This window comes from Methylomonas paludis (assembly GCF_018734325.1).
GTDB classification, from domain to species: domain Bacteria; phylum Pseudomonadota; class Gammaproteobacteria; order Methylococcales; family Methylomonadaceae; genus Methylomonas; species Methylomonas paludis.
Map to the genome: position 1 here is coordinate 2,086,197 of NZ_CP073754.1, position 18,160 is coordinate 2,104,356.

Genomic DNA, 18,160 nt, shown 5'->3' on the forward strand with positions numbered 1-18,160 from the left:
TCAAATCAAAACTGCTTACCGCAAAAAACTTATGCAGAATAAGAATATTAGCAGTACTAATGCCATCGGAAATGCAGCTATCTGCACATAGCATAACGACTAAATATTTCAGTTTGATTAAATAGCACGTATAGTGCGAATTGAGTTGGCGGCGCAATGGCTTCCCTAACACTCACAATATAGTCAGCACATATCGTGCCATAAAAAAGATGAGCTAAAGCCATGATTTATAGCCATAGCCACTAATGAGCTGTTGATATATCAACATAAGCTGCTGCTTAGCTGCTGAAATAAGCAACACTGAGAGACTTAGCTTTGTGAGGACACTAGTGCCGGTGAAACGGTGCGGCGGCCTATATGGAGGATATTTGAAGAGCTGTGTTGCTTGATCGGACACTTATCAAACCCCAATCCGACTGGCAACCAGTGGTTGAGCAACATTACTTTGACGGTAGCACGAGGATGCGCCTACTCTGGAGGCGTACGTTTGCCATTGATGCGCACACTGGGTTCAGCGCATCCTACGCCGTATCCGTAAAAATAAGCTTGGTCGACTACTGGGGTTTTGCTGCCAGACTTCTCTCGGCCTGGGTACTGGCCACTTTGTCGCGCAAGTATACCGGCATGGCCTGTTCAACATTCACGGCCTGACCTTGGGCATAACCATAAGCGCCTAATTGAGCTACGGCGGCGGCTCTTGGATAAACTTCTGCCTCCACAGCCAGAATACGCTGCCCCAGATTGTCCGTCAAGGCCGATCTATGTGCCAGCCAGCCTGAGCCTACCCCATAACCGGGAGCATCCGGGAAAATCAGTGCAGTGACTGGGGTAACTGCTTCCAGTCCGGTTAATTCTGCCATACCCAGACTGTTACGTGAATAGACCCCCCAAAAAATTTCATCCATACGCGCATCCAGAGCGGTGTAAGCCATCTGCACGAGAGGATGTCTGTTAAAGCAGTCCTGGGCCATTGCTGCCAGGGTGGATACCGGGACTACCGGCAAGTCTGCGCCATAAGCTATGCCCTGCACGACACCTGCGGCAATGCGTACTCCGGTAAATGAGCCGGGGCCGCGACTTAAGGCCAGTGCATCCAGTTGCTGGGGGTTAATTTGGGCATCAGCCAGTAATTGATCTATCATCGCCAATATCAGTTTGGTATGGGCTCTGGGTTGAACAGTAAATTTTTCCTGGATGCTGCCATCCACAAATAAGGCTGCCGAACAGGCGTCTGTGGAGGTTTCTACTGCTAATATTTTCAAGATTGATTCTCTACGGCAAAAAAACGTCTGACGTCTTCAATATCGCGACTACGTTGCATGGCGGGTACGCTATCCAGAAACATCTGCCCATAACTGCGTTTGAGCAGCCGTGGGTCACAGACCATTAATACGCCGCGATCGTTGACGTCGCGTATCAATCTGCCGACGCCTTGACGCAACATGATGATGGCATTGGGTAGTTGATATTCAAAAAACGGATTGCGGCCCTGTTGTTCCATAGCCTGCATGCGTGCTTTGAGTACCGGGTCGCCGGGCGAGGCAAACGGCAATTTATCGATTATGACGCAGGATAAGGCATCACCGCGTACATCCACACCCTCCCAGAAACTGGCGGTTGCCAGTAATACTGCGTGCCCCATTTCTTTGAATTGTTCCAGCAACAAGCCTTTGGAACGAGTGCCTTGCACCAGCAGAGGATAGCTGATTTTACCTTCCAGCAATTTGGCGGTGCGTTGCAGGGCTTTATGGCTGGTAAATAGAAAAAAGGCCCGGCCACGGCTGGCCTCCAGTACCGGTATGACAAACTGAATGATCTTATCGGTAAATTCGGGATCACTGGGTGACGGTAAGCCTTTGGGATGATAAAACAGGCTTTGCTGTGGATAGTCAAACGGGCTGTCCCAGCTTTGACACTCTGCGCCATTCAAGCCTAAGTTGCTGGAAAAATGCCGAAAATTGTTGGCGACGCTTAAGGTGGCTGAGGTAAATATCCAGGTGGCTTTGTGTAGTTGCATAAAGCTGCGAAAGGCTTTAGCTATATCCAACGGGGTACGGCTTAGGGTAAACGACTTACTGAAGGTTTCGTACCATTTGATCCACTGTCCATCCTGATCGTGAATCAGGGTATAGAGCTGTTCGTCCAGAGCTGCAGCGCGGTCATAGCAGGATTCCAGACCTTTGCTGCGCACTGCTGCCGGCGCCAGCGCTGCCGTCAGGCGCTTGAGCTGGGTTTGCAGGTCGATCAAGGCTCCAGTGATTTTGGGATTGCCGACTATATCCTGCCAGTCGCCTCGGCGTATTTCCAGATCAAACGCCAGGCGCAATTCTTTGATTTGATGTTGCAGGTCTTCGCTGGCCTGACGCAGATCCGGCATATCTTTGGCATCGGTGAGAAATTCGGCCAGGGTATCACTGGCCAGATCGGCCAGTTGCTTGCCGCTGAGATTTACGCCTAAAAAATTGGATGCCACATCGGAGAGTTGGTGGGCTTCATCTATCACTACTACTTCGGCGTTGGGTAATAGTTCGCCAAACCCGGTTTCGCGGATAGACCAGTCGGCACATAATAGGTGGTGGTTGACCACGATGATGTCGGATTCTTGAGCCTGTTTGCGGGCTTTAGTCAAAAAGCAGTCGGCATACACAGGGCATTCCTGACCCAGGCAGTTATCGGTAGTCGAGGTAGCGTGATACCAGACAGGATCGTTATCCTGTACATCGGCGGCTTCGGAAATATCGCCGTTTACTGTGCGTTGCGACCAGGCTTTGATTTGGGCCAGCGCAGCGGCTTCTTCTTGTGCGTAGCCGAATGCGGTGTTCAGAGCCTGATCCAGCCGGTAAATACACAGATAATTGGCGCGGCCTTTCAGTAAACTGGCTTTGAATGGCCGATTTGGCAGGGCTTTGCGAATAATGGGAATATCTTTGTTAAATAATTGATCCTGCAGGTTTTTGGTGCCGGTAGAGACGATGACTTTTTTAAGCGATAAGATTGCCGGAATCAGATAGGCAAAGGTTTTACCGGTGCCGGTGCCGGCTTCGGCAATCAGGTGCTGCTGATTACCGATGGCGGCGGCAATTTTTTCTGCCATTTCCTGCTGACCGGCGCGGGGAATATAGCCGTTGACTACCTTGGCCAATGCGCCGTCACTATTAAAGACATCGGCAAGCTGACTCACATTATCTACCCGGCGGCGATAGGCTTAATGGCCGAAAAAGCTGTCTGCTTTGAGCTTGGCTGCTTTAGCTCCGGGATAATCGTGTTGCATTTGTCTGGATTCGGCAATTAATAACCAGCTTTTACGTTTTAAATCAAGGTTATTGCCGGCCAGTAAGGCCGCTTTTCCAGCCAGTTCTTCCGCCAGTTGGGGTTTGGCCTGCTTGATACGCAATTGGGCGAGTTTGTAGGTTAACGTGGGATTGCGGGAATCAATGCGTAAAGCCCGCTCCATGACGACTACGGCGCCATCCAAATCACCTTTGTTGCTCTCACGATCGGATTGAGTAATTAACGCCACCACAGCTGGTGATGTTCCGGCCGGTATGGCAGCATCTTCCAGTGCTATCTGTAAAGGCGGCGGTGCGCTGGGGCTGGGGTTTGCTGCGGCTATTAACCCGGATGTTGCTGCAGTTGCTGCAACCGCTCCAGCTTGGCCGGCTACCGGCGGCGTTATTGCCGGGGTGACCGGCACAGTGGGCGTTTCAACCGGTGTGGGCAAAGTCATGGGTTCTGCATGAAAACTCGACGTGCTGGACTCGACTTTAAAACTGTTGTGCGGTGGCTCTATCGCATAGGTGGCGGTGCCTGGCGTGGTTTTGCTGATATTGGGTTTGCTGGGCAGTATCGGTTTTTTTGCACTGGTGACTTTGGGTGCCACCTTGACCGGAGCCGGGGGTTCGGAACCGAAAAAACTGCACGCACTGGTAAGAAATAAAACGGGCAATACCGCCAATAAGATTTTATGGTTCATCAACAACTTCTTGTAATAACTGAGTAAATGCTGGCCATGCTGATGGATTAAGGATTGACGACATCAATAATTATCTCCACTACAGGCCTTAAAATTTTAACACTGATGGCATTAAAACCCTATCGGATTCTCGCCCTTAGTCAATAGCGTTGCAGAAAGTCGGCAAAATTCTGCTGCATTTCCGGCAAGATGCTCAATAAACGATGATCGGCATCACGCATATTTAACCGGGCATGATGGGTCTGGCAAAATCGCCAGACATTTTCCGGCGGCACTACATTATCCTGCCAGCCGTGAAATACTTCTATATCGGCTGCTGCGGGATTAAATGTGGTTCTGGCATAGCCCGGCAGATAAAAAGCCGGGGCAATCAAAAACAGGCCTTGGGGCTGAATATTTTCTGCAGCCACGGTGGCGACATATCCGCCCATACTGGAACCAGCCAGCACCACTGTTTGATAGGCCGACACATCTATTGCCAATAGTTGCCGAACTCGGATATCCGGCTCATTGCCGGGCCGGTAATCCGGGCTGATAAATTCAAAACCCTGCTGTTTGGCGGCCTGGGCCAGCGCCAGGGGTTTCTCTCCCCAGGGTATGCTGTCTTTACCGTGATTATAAATTACTAATTTTGCCATAATACCTTTATGTCACTTGAAAATTATCAAACAGGCCGGGGTTGGCACCAATTGCTGCAATATTGGTGCTAACGGTCTGTTCTACGGCAAAACGCCGCAAATAGTCTGGCCCGCCGGCTTTGGGCCCGGTTCCGGACAGCCCCATGCCGCCGAAGGGCTGCACGCCCACTACTGCCCCTATCATATTACGGTTTATATATACATTGCCCACTTGGGCATGTTGCTGAACGTAACGGCTAACCGTCTGCAAGCGGGTATGCACGCCTAAAGTCAATCCGTAAGCACTGGCGTTGATGGTGGCTATCACTTGCGGTAATTGTCCACTGCCGTAGGTAATTACATGCAGCACCGGGCCAAATACTTCGCTGTTCAGCAAGGCTAAATTGTCTATTTGCAACAGGGTCGGGGCAAAGAAACAGCCTTGCTGCAATTCATCGGCTAAATCTATCTGAAAAATTTGCTTGGCACGACTACACAGTTGCTCTACATGCTTGTGCAATTTGGCTACGGCCTGCCGGTCTATGAGCGGGCCGATATCCACGCCGATATCTGTCGGCGCACCTACTCGCAATAATTGCATGGCGGCTATCAGCCTGGCAATTATTGGCTCCGCGCTCTGCTCCGGCAGAAACAGTACCCGCAAGGCCGAACAGCGCTGACCGGCACTATTGAAAGCGGATTGCAGGACATCAGCGATTAGTTGTTCTTGATGAGCGCTGGTGTCGGCTATCAGCACATTCTGGCCACCGGTTTCGGCAATTAAAACACCGATAGCTGATTCCCGCGCTGCCAATTGTTGATTGATTACGTGTGCCGTGGTGGTGGACCCTGTAAAAGCGACGCCAGCTATTCGCACATCATTTAATAAAATCCGGCCCAGACTCGGGCCGTCTCCGGGCAATAAATGCAAGACTTGTACCGGCACTCCGGCTTCATGTAGCAATTGAACACAAAACATGGCAGTCAAAGCTGTCTGTGCCGCCGGTTTGGCGATTACGGTATTGCCGGCTACCAGTGCGGCGACTATCTGGCCGATAAAAATAGCTGCCGGAAAATTCCATGGACTGATGCAGACGAACACACCACGACCAAAGTAGCCTAATTGATTGGTTTCGCCAACCGGCCCAGGTAATATTTGGGGTTCGCTAAACAGTTGCATGGCATTGACAGCATAGTAGCGACAATAATCGACCGCTTCCCTGACTTCCGCCAGTGCATCTGGCAATGTCCGGCCACCTTCTCGGATACACAAGGCTATCAGTTCCAGGTGTCTGGCCTCCAGCATGTCTGCCGCCCGCTGCAAATACCCGGCCCGTGCAGCCACCGCAGTTAATCGCCAGTTGGGATAAGCCTGCCAGGCGGCAGACAGGGCTTGTTCTGCATCAACAGCCTTACTGTTGATGACACTGCCGACTATTTGGTTTTGCTGATAGGGGCAATAAACCGGCTGGGCGACTCCTGCGGGTTGCCTGCCACTCAGCAAGGGGGCTGCGCTCCAGTGCCGGAATGCCAGGTTATCCAGCATTTGTTGCAATTGACTTATTAATTCTGGATCAGTCAGATTCAGACCGTGAGAGTTACGGCGCTGCTTTCCAAATAATTGCGGTGGAGCGGCAATGGCTCTCTTCTGATTAGCCGGCAGCTCAGCCAGTGGATCGCGGCATAATACTTCAGCGGCCAGTGCCGGATTTTCCAATTGGTTGATAAATGAATTATTGCTGCCGTTTTCCAGCAAACGCCTGACCAGATAAGGTAATAACTCGCGGTGACCGCCGACCGGTGCATATACTCTGCAGGGTATTGCTCCGGATAACTGCTGGTATAAAGCTTCGCCCATGCCGTACAGCCTTTGGAATTCAAAACCCGGGTGATCTCGGCCAAATTCACAGATAGCGGCAACGGTATGGGCGTTGTGGGTGGCAAATTGCGGATAAAACACCTGAGGATCAGCCAGGATTGTTCTGGCGCAAGCCAGATAACTGACATCAGTGGCGGCTTTGCTGGTAAAAACCGGATAGTCATTCCAGCCATTTTCTTGGGCACGTTTAATCTCGGTGTCCCAATAGGCACCTTTCACCAGCCGTAACGGAATACGCCGACCTTGAGCTGCCGCTAAAGCGGCCAACCAGCGAATTACCGCCAGAGCTGATTTGTGATAGGCCTGTACTGCCAAACCCAAGCCCGGCCAGCCCGCCAATTCCGGCGATGAACTAACTTGGGCGAATATATCCAAACTAAGTTGCAAGCGCCCGGCTTCTTCGGCATCTACCGTCAGGCTGATATTGGCGGCTTTGGCTTGTAGTGCCAGACTGCTGAGTTTGGCACAGAGTTCCGGGCCGGCAGTACGGTATTGTAATGCCTCATAGCGTGGGTAAAGTGCCGATAATTTGATGGAGATGCCGGGGTTAGACATTAGATCGGCATCGGTTGCCACTTTAGCCAGGGTCTGGATAGCCTGGGCATAAGCCTGATAGTAATGATCGGCATCTGCGCTGGTGATGGCGGCTTCGCCCAGCATGTCAAAGGAATATCGGTAGCCGGATGAAGCCGTTAAGCTGCGCTGTACGGCAGTGCCGATATTTTCGGCAATCACAAAACCGGTAGCCAATTGCTGCAGTATTTGTTCCATCACGATGCCCAGCAGCGGCTCAGTCAACTGGCTCAGCAGGCGTGGAGTCAGGGCTGAACCGCCCTGGAGAATCTGTGCTGACATTTTGCCGGCAAGTGTCAGACCCAATGTGGTGAGATTGATCAACAGCCTTGGACTGTGCTGATGATGACTATACCAACCCGCGTCTGCCAATTGTTCACGCAGAAATTCTTGCCGGGTGCGGCGGTCGGGAATCCGCAGCAAGGCTTCGGCTATATTCAGCACGGCAATGCCTTCGGCACTGTGCAAACCATATTCATGTAAAAATGCCAGTATCGGGGCAGTGCCGATGTTACTGCCCCGCACTTTTGCTACCAGTTGTTGGGCAGACTGGGTTATTTGCCGGGCATCATAATCCAGCAGCAGATTGCGCAACTCCGCCAAGCTATCTGCTTCTGCACTCAGAAAGGTCAGATTTATATCCGCGCGTAATTCAGCTAAACACTGTGCAGTACCCATAACACACCTATTTTTATGCAGGTGAACGAGGATAATCTTGCCTGAAAATAATTTAATTTTCCATCATAAGGTTTTTTGACTGGTAAGCTGTTGATCAGGCAATTTTGCCAAAAACTGCAGACGGCACTGTTTACTATTACTGCTTTCCAAGCCGGTTAGCAAGTTGCCTGAGGCTAGTTGATGTTATATATGCATCTATAATTTTTTGTTTTCTGAAACTATTGTAGAATTCGCGCCTTTCCCTATAGATTAGAAGTCCATGAGCATACAACTTGAAGGCACGACCATTCTTTCCGTCCGACGCGGAAACAAGGTGGTGATAGGTGGTGACGGTCAGGTCACGTTAGGCAATACGGTGATGAAAAGCAATGCCCGTAAAGTCAGACGGCTGTATCACGACAAGGTTATCGCCGGTTTCGCCGGGGCTACCGCTGATGCTTTTACCTTGTTTGAACATTTTGAAGGTAAGCTGGAAAAGCATCGGGGTAATTTGACCCGAGCTGCCGTGGAAATGGCTAAAGACTGGCGTACCGATCGGGCTTTACGCAAATTGGAGGCCTTACTGATTATTGCCGATGCCAAAACTTCGCTGATTATTTCCGGCACTGGTGATGTTATTGAGCCGGAATATGATTTTATGGCCATCGGCTCTGGTGGCGCTTATGCGCAAAGTGCCGCGCGCGCCTTACTGGAAAATACTGAATTAACTGCGCGGGATATTGTCGAAAAATCTTTACATATCGCCGCTGATATTTGCATTTATACCAACCATAATCTCCGTATCGAAGAATTGGATACCGAGTCAGCAGAGTAACACATGAGTCAAATGACCCCACGAGAAATCGTCAGCGAACTGGATAAACATATTATCGGCCAATCAGCCGCCAAACGCTCAGTAGCCATTGCGCTACGTAACCGCTGGCGACGCAGTCAGGTTGCCGCGGAGTTACGTGATGAAATCACACCCAAAAACATTTTGATGATAGGGCCCACCGGGGTAGGTAAAACCGAAATCGCCCGGCGTTTGGCACGCTTGGCCAATGCTCCCTTTATAAAGATAGAAGCCACCAAATTTACCGAAGTGGGTTATGTCGGGCGCGATGTGGAATCGATTATTCGCGACCTGGTGGAAACCGCAGTCAAAATGACCAGGGTATCGGCCATGGAAAAGGTGCAGCATCTTGCGGCTGATGCCGGTGAAGAACGTATCCTGGATTTATTGCTGCCCAGAGCAGAAGGCGGGATGTTATCGGAAAGTGAAGCTGCCACTCGACAAAAAATGCGTAAAAAATTGCGTGAAGGCGATTTGAACGAACGGGAGATTCAACTGGATTTGTCGGCTCCGGCTGTTGGCGTGGAAATCATGGCTCCGCCCGGCATGGAAGAAATGACCAATCAGTTGCAAAGTATGTTTCAAAACCTGAACAGCAACCGCACCAAATCCCGCAAACTGAAAATCAAGGACGCGCTGAAACTTTTGCAGGAAGAAGAAGCCGCCAAACTAATTAATGAAGATGAAATCAAACAATCTGCGCTATTTGCTGTAGAACAACACGGCATTGTGTTTCTGGATGAAATTGACAAAATTTGTAAACGTTCGGAAATGGGCGGCGGTGAAGTGTCACGGGAAGGTGTACAACGCGATTTGTTGCCACTGGTGGAAGGCAGTACCGTCAGTACCAAATACGGCATGATCAAAACTGATCACATCCTGTTTATCGCTTCCGGGGCTTTTCATTTAACCAAGCCATCTGATCTCATTCCGGAATTACAAGGCCGTTTCCCGATTCGGGTGGAACTTAATGCGCTGAGTGCAGAAGATTTTGTGCGTATTCTCACCGAGCCAAATGCGTCCCTGACTGAGCAATATCAGGCTTTGTTGGCTACTGAAGGCGTCAGTCTGCAATTTACCGCTGACGGTATCAAACGCATCGCCGAACTGGGCTGGCAGGTCAATGAAAAAACTGAAAACATAGGTGCGCGGCGCCTGCACACTATCCTGGAAAAACTGTTGGAGGACATTTCCTATAGCGCCAGTGATCTGGGTGATAAATCGGTGAGCATAGATGCGGCTTATGTAGATGCGCATCTGCTGGAATTGGCTTATGATGAAGACTTAAGCCGTTACATTCTATAATTATGCGCCTGAACTTTACCCCTTATTTTTGTACCCCAACCGAAATAAAGTTGCACAAAATTTCGGCCATACTGGAAATACATTTTGACGATGGCAGTATTTTTGAATTGCCTAGTGAATATTTGCGGGTTTATACCCAGTCCGCTGAAGCCGTGGGCCATGGCCCCGGCCAGGAAATTCTGCAAACCGGTAAGGAAGATGTCACTATCACCGACATCCGGCCAGTCGGCAATTATGCCATTGCTCTGACTTTTAGCGATGGCCACAATTCCGGCATTTATTCCTGGGATTTGCTGTATAAGCTGGGCACGGATTTTCCATTGTTATGGTCGGCCTATCTTGAAGAATTAACGGCTGCCGGCATTAACCGAAAATCACCTTTACAAAATTTTAAGCATTGAATATGACTAACGACAATACCACCCATTTTGGTTTTAAACAGGTTCCCAAGCAGGAAAAAGTGGCACTGGTGCGCGGAGTTTTCAACTCGGTTGCCAGCCAATATGATGTGATGAACGACCTGATGTCGCTGGGCATACACCGCATCTGGAAACGCATCGCCGTGCAGTTGGCCAATATCCGCGAAGGCTATCATGTGCTGGATCTGGCCGGCGGCACCGGTGACCTGACCATTCTGTTTGAAAAACGGGTGGGCAAACACGGTGAAGTGGTGTTGGCGGATATTAATTCGGAAATGCTGCGTACCGGCAGGGACCGCTTAATCAACAAAGGCCTGAGCGGCAATATCCGCTACGCGCAAGTTAACGCCGAATGTTTGCCGTTTGCCGACAATACATTTGACTGCGTGTGCATAGGTTTTGGTTTACGCAATGTTACCGACAAAGATGCTGCTTTGCGTTCTATTTACCGGGTATTAAAGCCGGGCGGCTGTGCGATAGTGCTGGAGTTTTCCCATCCTATCGATCCGATTACTGAGAAAGTGTATGATTTTTATTCATTTAATCTGCTGCCGAAAATCGGTGCGGTAGTGGCCAAGGATGAAGATAGCTATCGATATCTGGCCGAATCCATTCGTATGCATCCCAAACAGGAAGAACTAAAAACCATGATGGAAGCCGCCGGTCTGGAGCGTTGTGAGTATTTCAATCTTACGCAAGGCATCGTGGCGATACACCGGGGCTATAAATTCTGAAGGCTTAACCGGCCTACCCCTGTTGTCGCAGTACTGACCTGGCCATATCTCACCTATCTGAAATGACTACGCACAACCCAATCAAACCCTTGTTAATTGGTGTTATTGAAACAGCACTAAACAGTTATTTGCGGCTGGATGACAATATCGAGCAATTGTTAACGCCAATGGCCGGTAAAGTGATCGCGGTACATATCAGCGGCTGGGATACTACACTTTATGTCTGCCCGAATCAGGATAATATTCAGATTCTGGAACAATTCAATGGCGAAGCAGATGCCAGTTTAACCGGGTCTTTAACGGCTTTAGGCTTGATGGGAATGAGCGCCACACCGATGCGCGCCTTCTTTAAAGGTGAAGTGCGCCTGGATGGCGATATGCAATTAGCCAGAAAACTGCAAAGATTGTTTGAAAAACTGGATATTAACCTGGAAGCTAAATTGGCTCGCTATACCGGTAGCCACTTTGCCCGGCAAGTGGCTGGTTTTGTCGGCGGCAGTCGGCATTGGGCCTCTGCCAGCCTGACTACTCTGCGACTGAATCTGGAAGAATTTTTACAGGAAGAAACCCGGCAACTGCCAGCCAAACCGGAAGCCGAACTCCTGTTCCAAGATATTGATGCCTGTCAGAGCGATTATGACCGGCTTAACGCCCGCATCCAGCGCATAAGCGCCACTCTGGAACAAACCCACGCGCATCAACCTCAAACTGGATCCTCGCTGTGATACGCCCTAAAACTTTCTTGCGTCTTATTCATATCAATTGGGTCATGATCTTTCATGGCCTGGATGAAATTGTGCTGAAAACGCCTTTATTCAGACCCATCCGTTATCTGGCCCTGCTATCGCCCAGTTACTGGCTGCGTAATAACCGTGATCCGCGCGGCGTGCGCATCCGCCGCACCCTGGAAGATTTGGGCCCGATTTACGTTAAATTTGGTCAAACGCTGTCTACCCGTAAAGACTTGTTGCCGGATGACATCGCCGAAGAACTGGTGAAATTACAGGACAAAGTGCCGCCGTTTTCCGCTGAACTGGCCCGCAAAATAATAGAGCAGCAATTAGGCATGTCCATCAGCGAAGCTTTTGCCGAATTCGGCAGCGAGCCGCTGGCTTCAGCTTCTATTGCTCAGGTTCACACTGCCACCTTGCATAGCGGCGAAGAAGTCATTGTCAAGGTGCTGCGGCCCGACATAGAGTCCAAAATACATTCAGATGTGGCCCTGCTGCATGAACTGGCCAAACTGGGTGAAAAATTCTGGAGCGATGCCCGCCGCCTGCGGGCAATTGATATCGTCACCGAATTTGAAAAAACCATTCTGGATGAGCTGGATCTGGTCAGGGAAGCCGCCAATGCCAGCGCCATCCGCAGCAATTTCAAAAATTCCGATATGCTCTATATCCCGGAAATTCACTGGCCGCTGACCCGGCGTAAAGTGCTGGTGATGGAACGGGTGCGCGGTATCCCGGTGGGTGATATTCAGGCTTTGCGGGAAGGTAATGCCGATTTTAAGCTACTGGCTGAACGCGGCGTGGAAATCTTTTTTACCCAGGTATTCCGCGATAACTTTTTCCATGCCGACATGCATCCCGGCAATATTTTTGTCGAACTACCGGCCAAATATCTGGCTGTGGATTTTGGCATCGTCGGTAGCCTGTCTGACACCGATCAGCGCTATCTGGCGGAAAATTTCCTGGCGTTTTTTAACCACGATTACCGGCGCGTGGCAAAAATGCATATCGAATCCGGCTGGGTAGCCGAAAACACTCGCGTGGAAGAGTTTGAAGCCGCAATCCGCAGTGTTTGCGAACCCATTTTTGAGAAGCCATTAAAAGATATTTCCTTTGGTTTACTGCTGCTAAGACTGTTTCAGACCGCTCGCCGCTTTGATATGGTAGTACAACCACAACTGGTGCTGCTGCAAAAAACCCTACTGAATATCGAAGGCCTGGGCCGCCAGCTTTACCCTGATCTGGACTTGTGGCAAACCGCCAAACCCTTTCTGGAAAACTGGTTCAAACAACGCATAGGCCCAACCGCCAAAATTAAAGAGTTTCTCGGCAAAATTCCGGAAATCACCGAACAACTGCCGGAATTCCCCAATTTGATCCTACACGCCCTGCAAAGCACGGCTCAGGTTCAACAGCAATTACAGCTGCAAAACAAGGAAATCATTCTGCTGCGAAAACAGCTGAAGAAAAACAACTTCAATCATTTTTGGGCGGTGGTGTCTGGGTCATTGATTATTAGTGCGGCTTTGTTATTGCAGAATTGGTTGCATTTGCATTGAGTAATGCATACAAACTATTACTATAGACTTGCGATTAGTTTTTTAGCCTATAAATAAATGCTGCCTGAGCATAAATTGCAGACTCAATCTGATAATTAAGAAAATCAGATTCAGTTTGATTTGGCAATTACGGACAACTTCGGCCACTTTGCGACATTCAAGATTTGAAATGTATGGCCGGTACATCACCGCTAGCCGCCATTCAACGTTTGCGTTACAGGCGCAATATAAGGAACATCCTGTTTGACGCATTTGTTACATTTTATCCTGATAGATATTCCAATAATTCTGCAGTAGCCGCATTCTTTATTATTCTTGCTCGTACTGGACCTACGTTATAGATAGATTCAATTAAATTCTCTTCTGATTTTGAGTGAAGATCTTCAATGGTATAAATACCAGCATTTTTTAGTTTCCCTTTTTGCCACTCAGTAAGAAGGGAAAGCACATCAATAGGCTTTTCAAGCATTGACTTCAGCGATGCTTTATATTGTTCTTTATCGTCTTTAATGTAAGCGCTTAATAAAGCGCGTACTCCCCCTATCTAGCAAAATCAGTATTTTTTAAATTCCAAGGCAACAGGGCTTCAATTTTTTCAACGGTATCGGCATAAGGCAATGCCTTGAGTACATGGGTTAAATAGGCGCAGGGTTCCAAGCCATTGGCTTTTGCTGTTTCAATTAGGCTGTAATGAATCGCGCTGGCCTGTGCGCCTTTTGGAGTATCAGAGAAGAGCCATGCTTTGCGACCCATTACAAAGGGGCGAATGGCGTTTTCAGCAAGAATATTGCTAATGTTCAGCTCCCCATTCGAGCAATACACCATCAGCTTATCCCATTGGTTGCTCATGTAAGTCATGGCCTTGCCCGTTAAACTATCCTTAGGCACTTTGTGTTGATTGTCGTCCAAGTACGCTCTCAGTTTCTTCAAAACCGGCAGGCTTCTTTTGCAGCGTTGCTGGAATCTTTCAGCGGCACTCAGAGTTTTGATTTGCCGCTCAATCATATAGAGTGTATTGATTAAACTCAGCATGTGATCGGCTTTGCTGGCTTTATGCTGCTTGCCTTTCTTGGGTTTGGGCTGCGCATCTTGAGCTTCTTTAAATTTACGGCGCGCATGATCCCAACAACCGAGCTGGATGATATGATTGATAATACAGGCGGCATTGTAAGCGGCATAACCATCGGTTTGCAGATAACCCGAAAAGCCCTCCAGCAAGCGCAACGGCACCTCCTGGCTGCGGGTCGGATCATATTCAAATAACACACTGGGTTGACCAGGCGTGCCGCCCAGCGTCACCCACATGAATTTATCCGAGGTGGCCGGTCGCCCCGGTTCTTTAAGAACCTGCACTCGGGTTTCATCGGCCATGATGATGTTACCAGCCAGTTGATGATCCCGAATAAGGTTAATCAAAGGTTGCAGCGTTCTAGCCAGTGCGATGACCCAGTTGGCCAGTGTGGCTCTTGAGAGTTCGCCGCCATAACGGGCTAAGATGTTTTCCAGCCGATACAGCGGCAAGCCATCGCAGTATTTGTAGATGATTACATTACACATTAAATCAATGCTGCCCATCGCGCCTGGAACAGGATGTTTGGGCAGAGCAGCGGCAATAATACGGCGTTGTGTTTCAGCTTGAGCAGGCTCCAGAAACACCGCTTTTTCCTGCATGTATTCTAAAACCCGCACTTGGGCAGGGATGATGTCTAATTCTTCTTTAACTTTAGTAAAGAAGGTTGTAATTGCACCGGCTTTTTCTTCATCGCTCAGTGTGATAAAGATTTGCTTTCTCGGTAAGTGGCTGGCAAATGGTTTGCGACCAGGTTTTGGCTTAGGTGGATTGGGCTCAGAAGCTTCTGATTCAACGCTCGAATCAACAGCCTCTACTGTGTCAACGGCTGCATCCGTTGCGGCTTCAAGCTCAACCGTGGCCTCGACTTCGGCTTCATCAAATAATGAAGTTTGCCCGGACTGCTCACTTGAGGGCGCAAAGCGTTTGATTTTGGATAAACGCAACGCTTCTTCTAACAACTGTATACGTTGATTGAGCGTAGCAATCACTTCTGATTTAAGCTCAACGGCCTGTGTTAATTCATCCACTCGTTGCGCTTTTTCAAGCAACTCGGCGAGCATCTCGGGCAACAAAATAGCCGAGTGTTCATCGTGTTCTATGCTAGAAAAGTGGGATAAAATCATAGGCTTATTATACCTGAATTCAAGCCAAAAAGCAGGCGTTTTTCCTTAAAAAACAGACTCATAATGCCGATTTTTATGGCCTTTCATCACGCTAATATCGTAGCCATCCAGCAGCCAATTCAATTGCTGTCCCGTTAACGTCAACAATGCCTCTTCACCCTTCGGCCACTTGAACTTATCCTCGACCAAGGTCTTGTAATAAAGCACAAAGCCCGTATTTTCCCAGAACAAGCATTTGATTTTAGTACGCTGCTTATTGGTGAACGCATACAGTCCGCCATCAAACGGATTATGGCCGAGTTCGCACTCAACAATTGCCGCCAACCCGCGATGGGATTTACGAAAATCAATGGCCTGTCGGTAAAGATAAACCTCTGTCAGCTCTAAAGAGGGGCGCATAATGCAAGTCACCGTAACACCTCTATCAATTGCTGAATCAAAGCCATATTATTCTGAGAAATCCCAATCAATTGTGTACCATCCCGGAAGCACAATGACAAACTTGGCGATGAGGGCATGGCGATAGGTGCAGCCACTTGGACACGGGTAAATCCAGTCGCTTTACGTTCAGTGTCAACCGGTTCGCAATCGATCAAAAATTTGCGCTTCCAATAACTCAACTGGTGGGTATGCAGCGCTTGCTGGCGGCAGTAGTTTACTTGGGACAAGCCAGACGCTTGCCATTGCGCGACGTGCCTTTGCCAAAAATCGTGACCGGTCTTGTTTTCTATTGATGCCATTGGTAATCCCCAAAATAATATCGATGGGAAATTCTGACATGGTAGGCTGGGGGGTGGGAATTACGCGGAAAATTGAGCGCTTACTCTTTACAGGGTAATTGGCGTGAAGAACATTTGTTTGCGCTTAAACAAGCGGTTGACTTGTATGACAATTATACTGAAAAATTAGAGGAGTGCGACCTGAAATTGGAAGAAATGCTCCAAGAATTGGCTAAATATTCCCATGAGCCGCAAGCCATAACGCGTCGCAGTCGAAACAAAAATGCGCCGCAATTTGATTTGCGTCTTCACCTGTTTAGATTATGTGGCGTCGATCTAACACGGATTGATGGCATTGACGTCACTACCGCGTTTACGGTACTTTCCGAAGTCGGGGCTGACATGTCGCGATTTAAAAATGTTAAACATTTTACATCCTGGTTGGGTTTATGTCCGGGTACTAAAATATCAGGCGGCAAAGTATTGTCTGGCAAGTCCAAGCGCACGGCTAACCGTGCTGCTCAAGCCTTAAGGTTGGCGGCGGTTAACTTACGCGCCAGTCAATCTGCGTTGGGAGCCTATTACCGTAGACTCTGTGCTCGTATGGATAAACCACGCGCGATCACCGCCTGCGCCCATAAGTTGGCGCGCTTAATTTATGCGCTATTGACTAAGGGGGAAGAATTCGTGGACAAAGGTCAACAATATTATGAAGAACGCTATCGTCAACGGGTGGTGAATTCGCTGAATAAACGCGCCGAACAATTGGGCATGAAACTGGTTTCCGCATAATAAAAAAAATAACACAACATAATCAATTGGTTGTGATTTGTTTCTTGAGAGGTTCTGGTCTAAATACGTGAGCTGCTTCGTCAAAGAAAAAATATATCCTTTCAATTGAATTCTCATTACATATATTCTCGATTGCTTCTTTAACATCTTCTATGTCTGGTAGAGATGATATATCAACGCTTGATTGACCTTTATATGATTCCTCGAATATCTTGACAATTTCTTTAAGGTTGCTTTCTATTAAATCAGGATTATCACTTTCGTCGTTACTAAGCAGCCCCGCAGAATAATCAGAAACAGTTATACCCTTTTTGCGTAGTTTATTTGTCAGAGCCTTAAGGGTTTTTGCAAGCATCCAATGATAAAACTGGAGCCCATCATCAGTATTTATAAGTGAGCTTTTATTGAATGCGACGAAAACGGGGATGAAATTAGGGTTTTCCTCTTCAATTTCAATCTCTGAGACTTTCATCAGAAATGATTTTCCAGTTCCTCGTGATCCTTCAAGAAGACAGGGCTCAGATGACTTAAGTGCTTGTATAAGATTAATATCCTGCGAGTTTACAACAGACAATCTTTTTATATCTGATTGTTTTATACTTTCTGTGCGCAAATAAAATTCAGCCATAACTACCCTTTAGGACCTCCAAAATAAACCCTTACATATTCTATATGTTTCATTTCCTCAGGAATAAACTCTAATGTTTCCAATGTTGACTCAGGGAATGATTTTAAATAGCGACAACTTAAAACAAACAAAATAACTTCCGATACCTCGTTCACCCTGTCAAAATATGTTTTCAGTCTTTCTTTATTAAAAGACAATTCAATCTCTGAGCTTTTCCATGTTTCATGGTTTCCATGAACAAACTCTGATAGTTTTCTATAAGTCTGTTTAGCCTTTGTTCTGTAAGCAGCAACATCTTTTTGAAATTCTTCGAAAAATGCTTTTGCGAATCGGGAAGAAATAACTCCATTATCGTCATCTATAAGCAAGGACCACTTAATATCACTACGGCCATCTAGCCATTCATGCAATTCGAGTTTGTGAGCTGAGAAATAGGCTGCTGCTAAGCCCATTTCTAAAGCTAGTCTAAGTGATACAAATGCTTGTCTATACATTCCGCAACAGGCACTTAATGTAGCAGATTCC

Annotated in this window: 18 protein-coding genes; 7 read left to right on the forward strand and 11 right to left on the reverse strand. The window is 48.2% G+C overall.

The window, feature by feature from the left end:
• Nucleotides 1-554: 554 nt before the first annotated feature.
• From tsaB to putA, 5 genes are all read right to left on the reverse strand, one after another.
• Nucleotides 555-1,262, reverse strand: coding sequence for a tRNA (adenosine(37)-N6)-threonylcarbamoyltransferase complex dimerization subunit type 1 TsaB (gene tsaB / locus KEF85_RS09400; protein ID WP_215579863.1), 708 nt, complete (start codon nt 1,260-1,262; stop codon nt 555-557).
• The gene (yoaA, locus tag KEF85_RS09405) at nt 1,259-3,181 is read right to left on the reverse strand and encodes a DNA repair helicase YoaA (RefSeq protein ID WP_215579865.1); all 1,923 of its coding nucleotides are present in this window, start codon (nt 3,179-3,181) and stop codon (nt 1,259-1,261) included. The genes tsaB and yoaA overlap by 4 nt, the downstream gene beginning before the upstream one ends.
• A 24-nt stretch (nt 3,182-3,205) precedes the next feature.
• The gene (locus KEF85_RS09410) at nt 3,206-3,973 is read right to left on the reverse strand and encodes a tetratricopeptide repeat protein (protein WP_215579867.1); all 768 of its coding nucleotides are present in this window, start codon (nt 3,971-3,973) and stop codon (nt 3,206-3,208) included.
• Between the two features lie 140 nt (nt 3,974-4,113).
• Nucleotides 4,114-4,611 carry an alpha/beta hydrolase gene (locus KEF85_RS09415; RefSeq protein ID WP_215579869.1) on the reverse strand — a complete coding sequence of 166 codons (498 nt, stop codon included), beginning with the start codon at nt 4,609-4,611 and terminating at the stop codon, nt 4,114-4,116.
• Between the two features lie 7 nt (nt 4,612-4,618).
• Complete coding sequence (putA, locus tag KEF85_RS09420; protein ID WP_215579871.1) at nt 4,619-7,720, reverse strand: bifunctional proline dehydrogenase/L-glutamate gamma-semialdehyde dehydrogenase PutA; 3,102 nt, start codon at nt 7,718-7,720, stop codon at nt 4,619-4,621.
• A 259-nt stretch (nt 7,721-7,979) separates the two neighbouring features.
• On the opposite strand from putA, the gene hslV reads away from it, so the two are divergent.
• The 6 genes from hslV (at nt 7,980) to ubiB (ending at nt 13,300) form a co-directional block, all read left to right on the forward strand.
• Nucleotides 7,980-8,534, forward strand: coding sequence for an ATP-dependent protease subunit HslV (gene hslV, locus KEF85_RS09425; RefSeq protein ID WP_215579873.1), 555 nt, complete (start codon nt 7,980-7,982; stop codon nt 8,532-8,534).
• 3 nt (nt 8,535-8,537) lie between these two features.
• A complete protein-coding gene (gene hslU / locus KEF85_RS09430) occupies nt 8,538-9,857 on the forward strand; it encodes an ATP-dependent protease ATPase subunit HslU (RefSeq protein WP_215579875.1) in 1,320 nt (439 codons plus the stop codon).
• 2 nt (nt 9,858-9,859) lie between these two features.
• Nucleotides 9,860-10,258, forward strand: a complete 399-nt coding sequence (locus tag KEF85_RS09435) for a gamma-butyrobetaine hydroxylase family protein (protein ID WP_215579877.1) — start codon at nt 9,860-9,862, stop codon at nt 10,256-10,258.
• Nucleotides 10,259-10,260: 2 nt separating this feature from the next.
• Nucleotides 10,261-11,010 (forward strand): bifunctional demethylmenaquinone methyltransferase/2-methoxy-6-polyprenyl-1,4-benzoquinol methylase UbiE, encoded by a 750-nt coding sequence (gene ubiE, locus KEF85_RS09440; protein ID WP_215579879.1) that lies wholly within the window; start codon nt 10,261-10,263, stop codon nt 11,008-11,010.
• Between the two features lie 62 nt (nt 11,011-11,072).
• Nucleotides 11,073-11,735: a ubiquinone biosynthesis accessory factor UbiJ gene (locus KEF85_RS09445; RefSeq protein ID WP_215579881.1), complete on the forward strand. Its 663-nt coding sequence runs from the start codon at nt 11,073-11,075 to the stop codon at nt 11,733-11,735.
• Nucleotides 11,732-13,300: a ubiquinone biosynthesis regulatory protein kinase UbiB gene (gene ubiB / locus KEF85_RS09450; RefSeq protein WP_215579883.1), complete on the forward strand. Its 1,569-nt coding sequence runs from the start codon at nt 11,732-11,734 to the stop codon at nt 13,298-13,300. Before KEF85_RS09445 ends, ubiB begins: the two co-directional genes overlap by 4 nt.
• A gap of 262 nt (nt 13,301-13,562) precedes the next feature.
• Here the strand turns inward: ubiB and KEF85_RS09455 are convergent, their stop codons facing one another.
• The 4 genes from KEF85_RS09455 to tnpA all read right to left on the reverse strand — a co-directional run bounded on the left by KEF85_RS09455 (nt 13,563) and on the right by tnpA (nt 16,236).
• A complete protein-coding gene (locus tag KEF85_RS09455) occupies nt 13,563-13,769 on the reverse strand; it encodes a hypothetical protein (protein WP_215579885.1) in 207 nt (68 codons plus the stop codon).
• Between the two features lie 71 nt (nt 13,770-13,840).
• The gene (gene tnpC / locus KEF85_RS09460) at nt 13,841-15,496 is read right to left on the reverse strand and encodes an IS66 family transposase (protein WP_215579402.1); all 1,656 of its coding nucleotides are present in this window, start codon (nt 15,494-15,496) and stop codon (nt 13,841-13,843) included.
• 45 nt (nt 15,497-15,541) lie between these two features.
• Nucleotides 15,542-15,895, reverse strand: a complete 354-nt coding sequence (tnpB, locus tag KEF85_RS09465) for an IS66 family insertion sequence element accessory protein TnpB (protein WP_215579399.1) — start codon at nt 15,893-15,895, stop codon at nt 15,542-15,544.
• 8 nt (nt 15,896-15,903) lie between these two features.
• Nucleotides 15,904-16,236 (reverse strand): IS66 family insertion sequence element accessory protein TnpA, encoded by a 333-nt coding sequence (gene tnpA / locus KEF85_RS09470; protein ID WP_215579397.1) that lies wholly within the window; start codon nt 16,234-16,236, stop codon nt 15,904-15,906.
• A gap of 72 nt (nt 16,237-16,308) precedes the next feature.
• On the opposite strand from tnpA, the gene KEF85_RS09475 reads away from it, so the two are divergent.
• Nucleotides 16,309-17,007 carry a transposase gene (locus KEF85_RS09475; protein ID WP_215579887.1) on the forward strand — a complete coding sequence of 233 codons (699 nt, stop codon included), beginning with the start codon at nt 16,309-16,311 and terminating at the stop codon, nt 17,005-17,007.
• A gap of 22 nt (nt 17,008-17,029) precedes the next feature.
• Here the strand turns inward: KEF85_RS09475 and KEF85_RS09480 are convergent, their stop codons facing one another.
• Complete coding sequence (locus tag KEF85_RS09480) at nt 17,030-17,635, reverse strand: hypothetical protein (protein ID WP_215579889.1); 606 nt, start codon at nt 17,633-17,635, stop codon at nt 17,030-17,032.
• Nucleotides 17,636-17,637: 2 nt separating this feature from the next.
• Nucleotides 17,638-18,129: a hypothetical protein gene (locus KEF85_RS09485; protein ID WP_215579891.1), complete on the reverse strand. Its 492-nt coding sequence runs from the start codon at nt 18,127-18,129 to the stop codon at nt 17,638-17,640.
• Nucleotides 18,130-18,160: the final 31 nt, after the last annotated feature.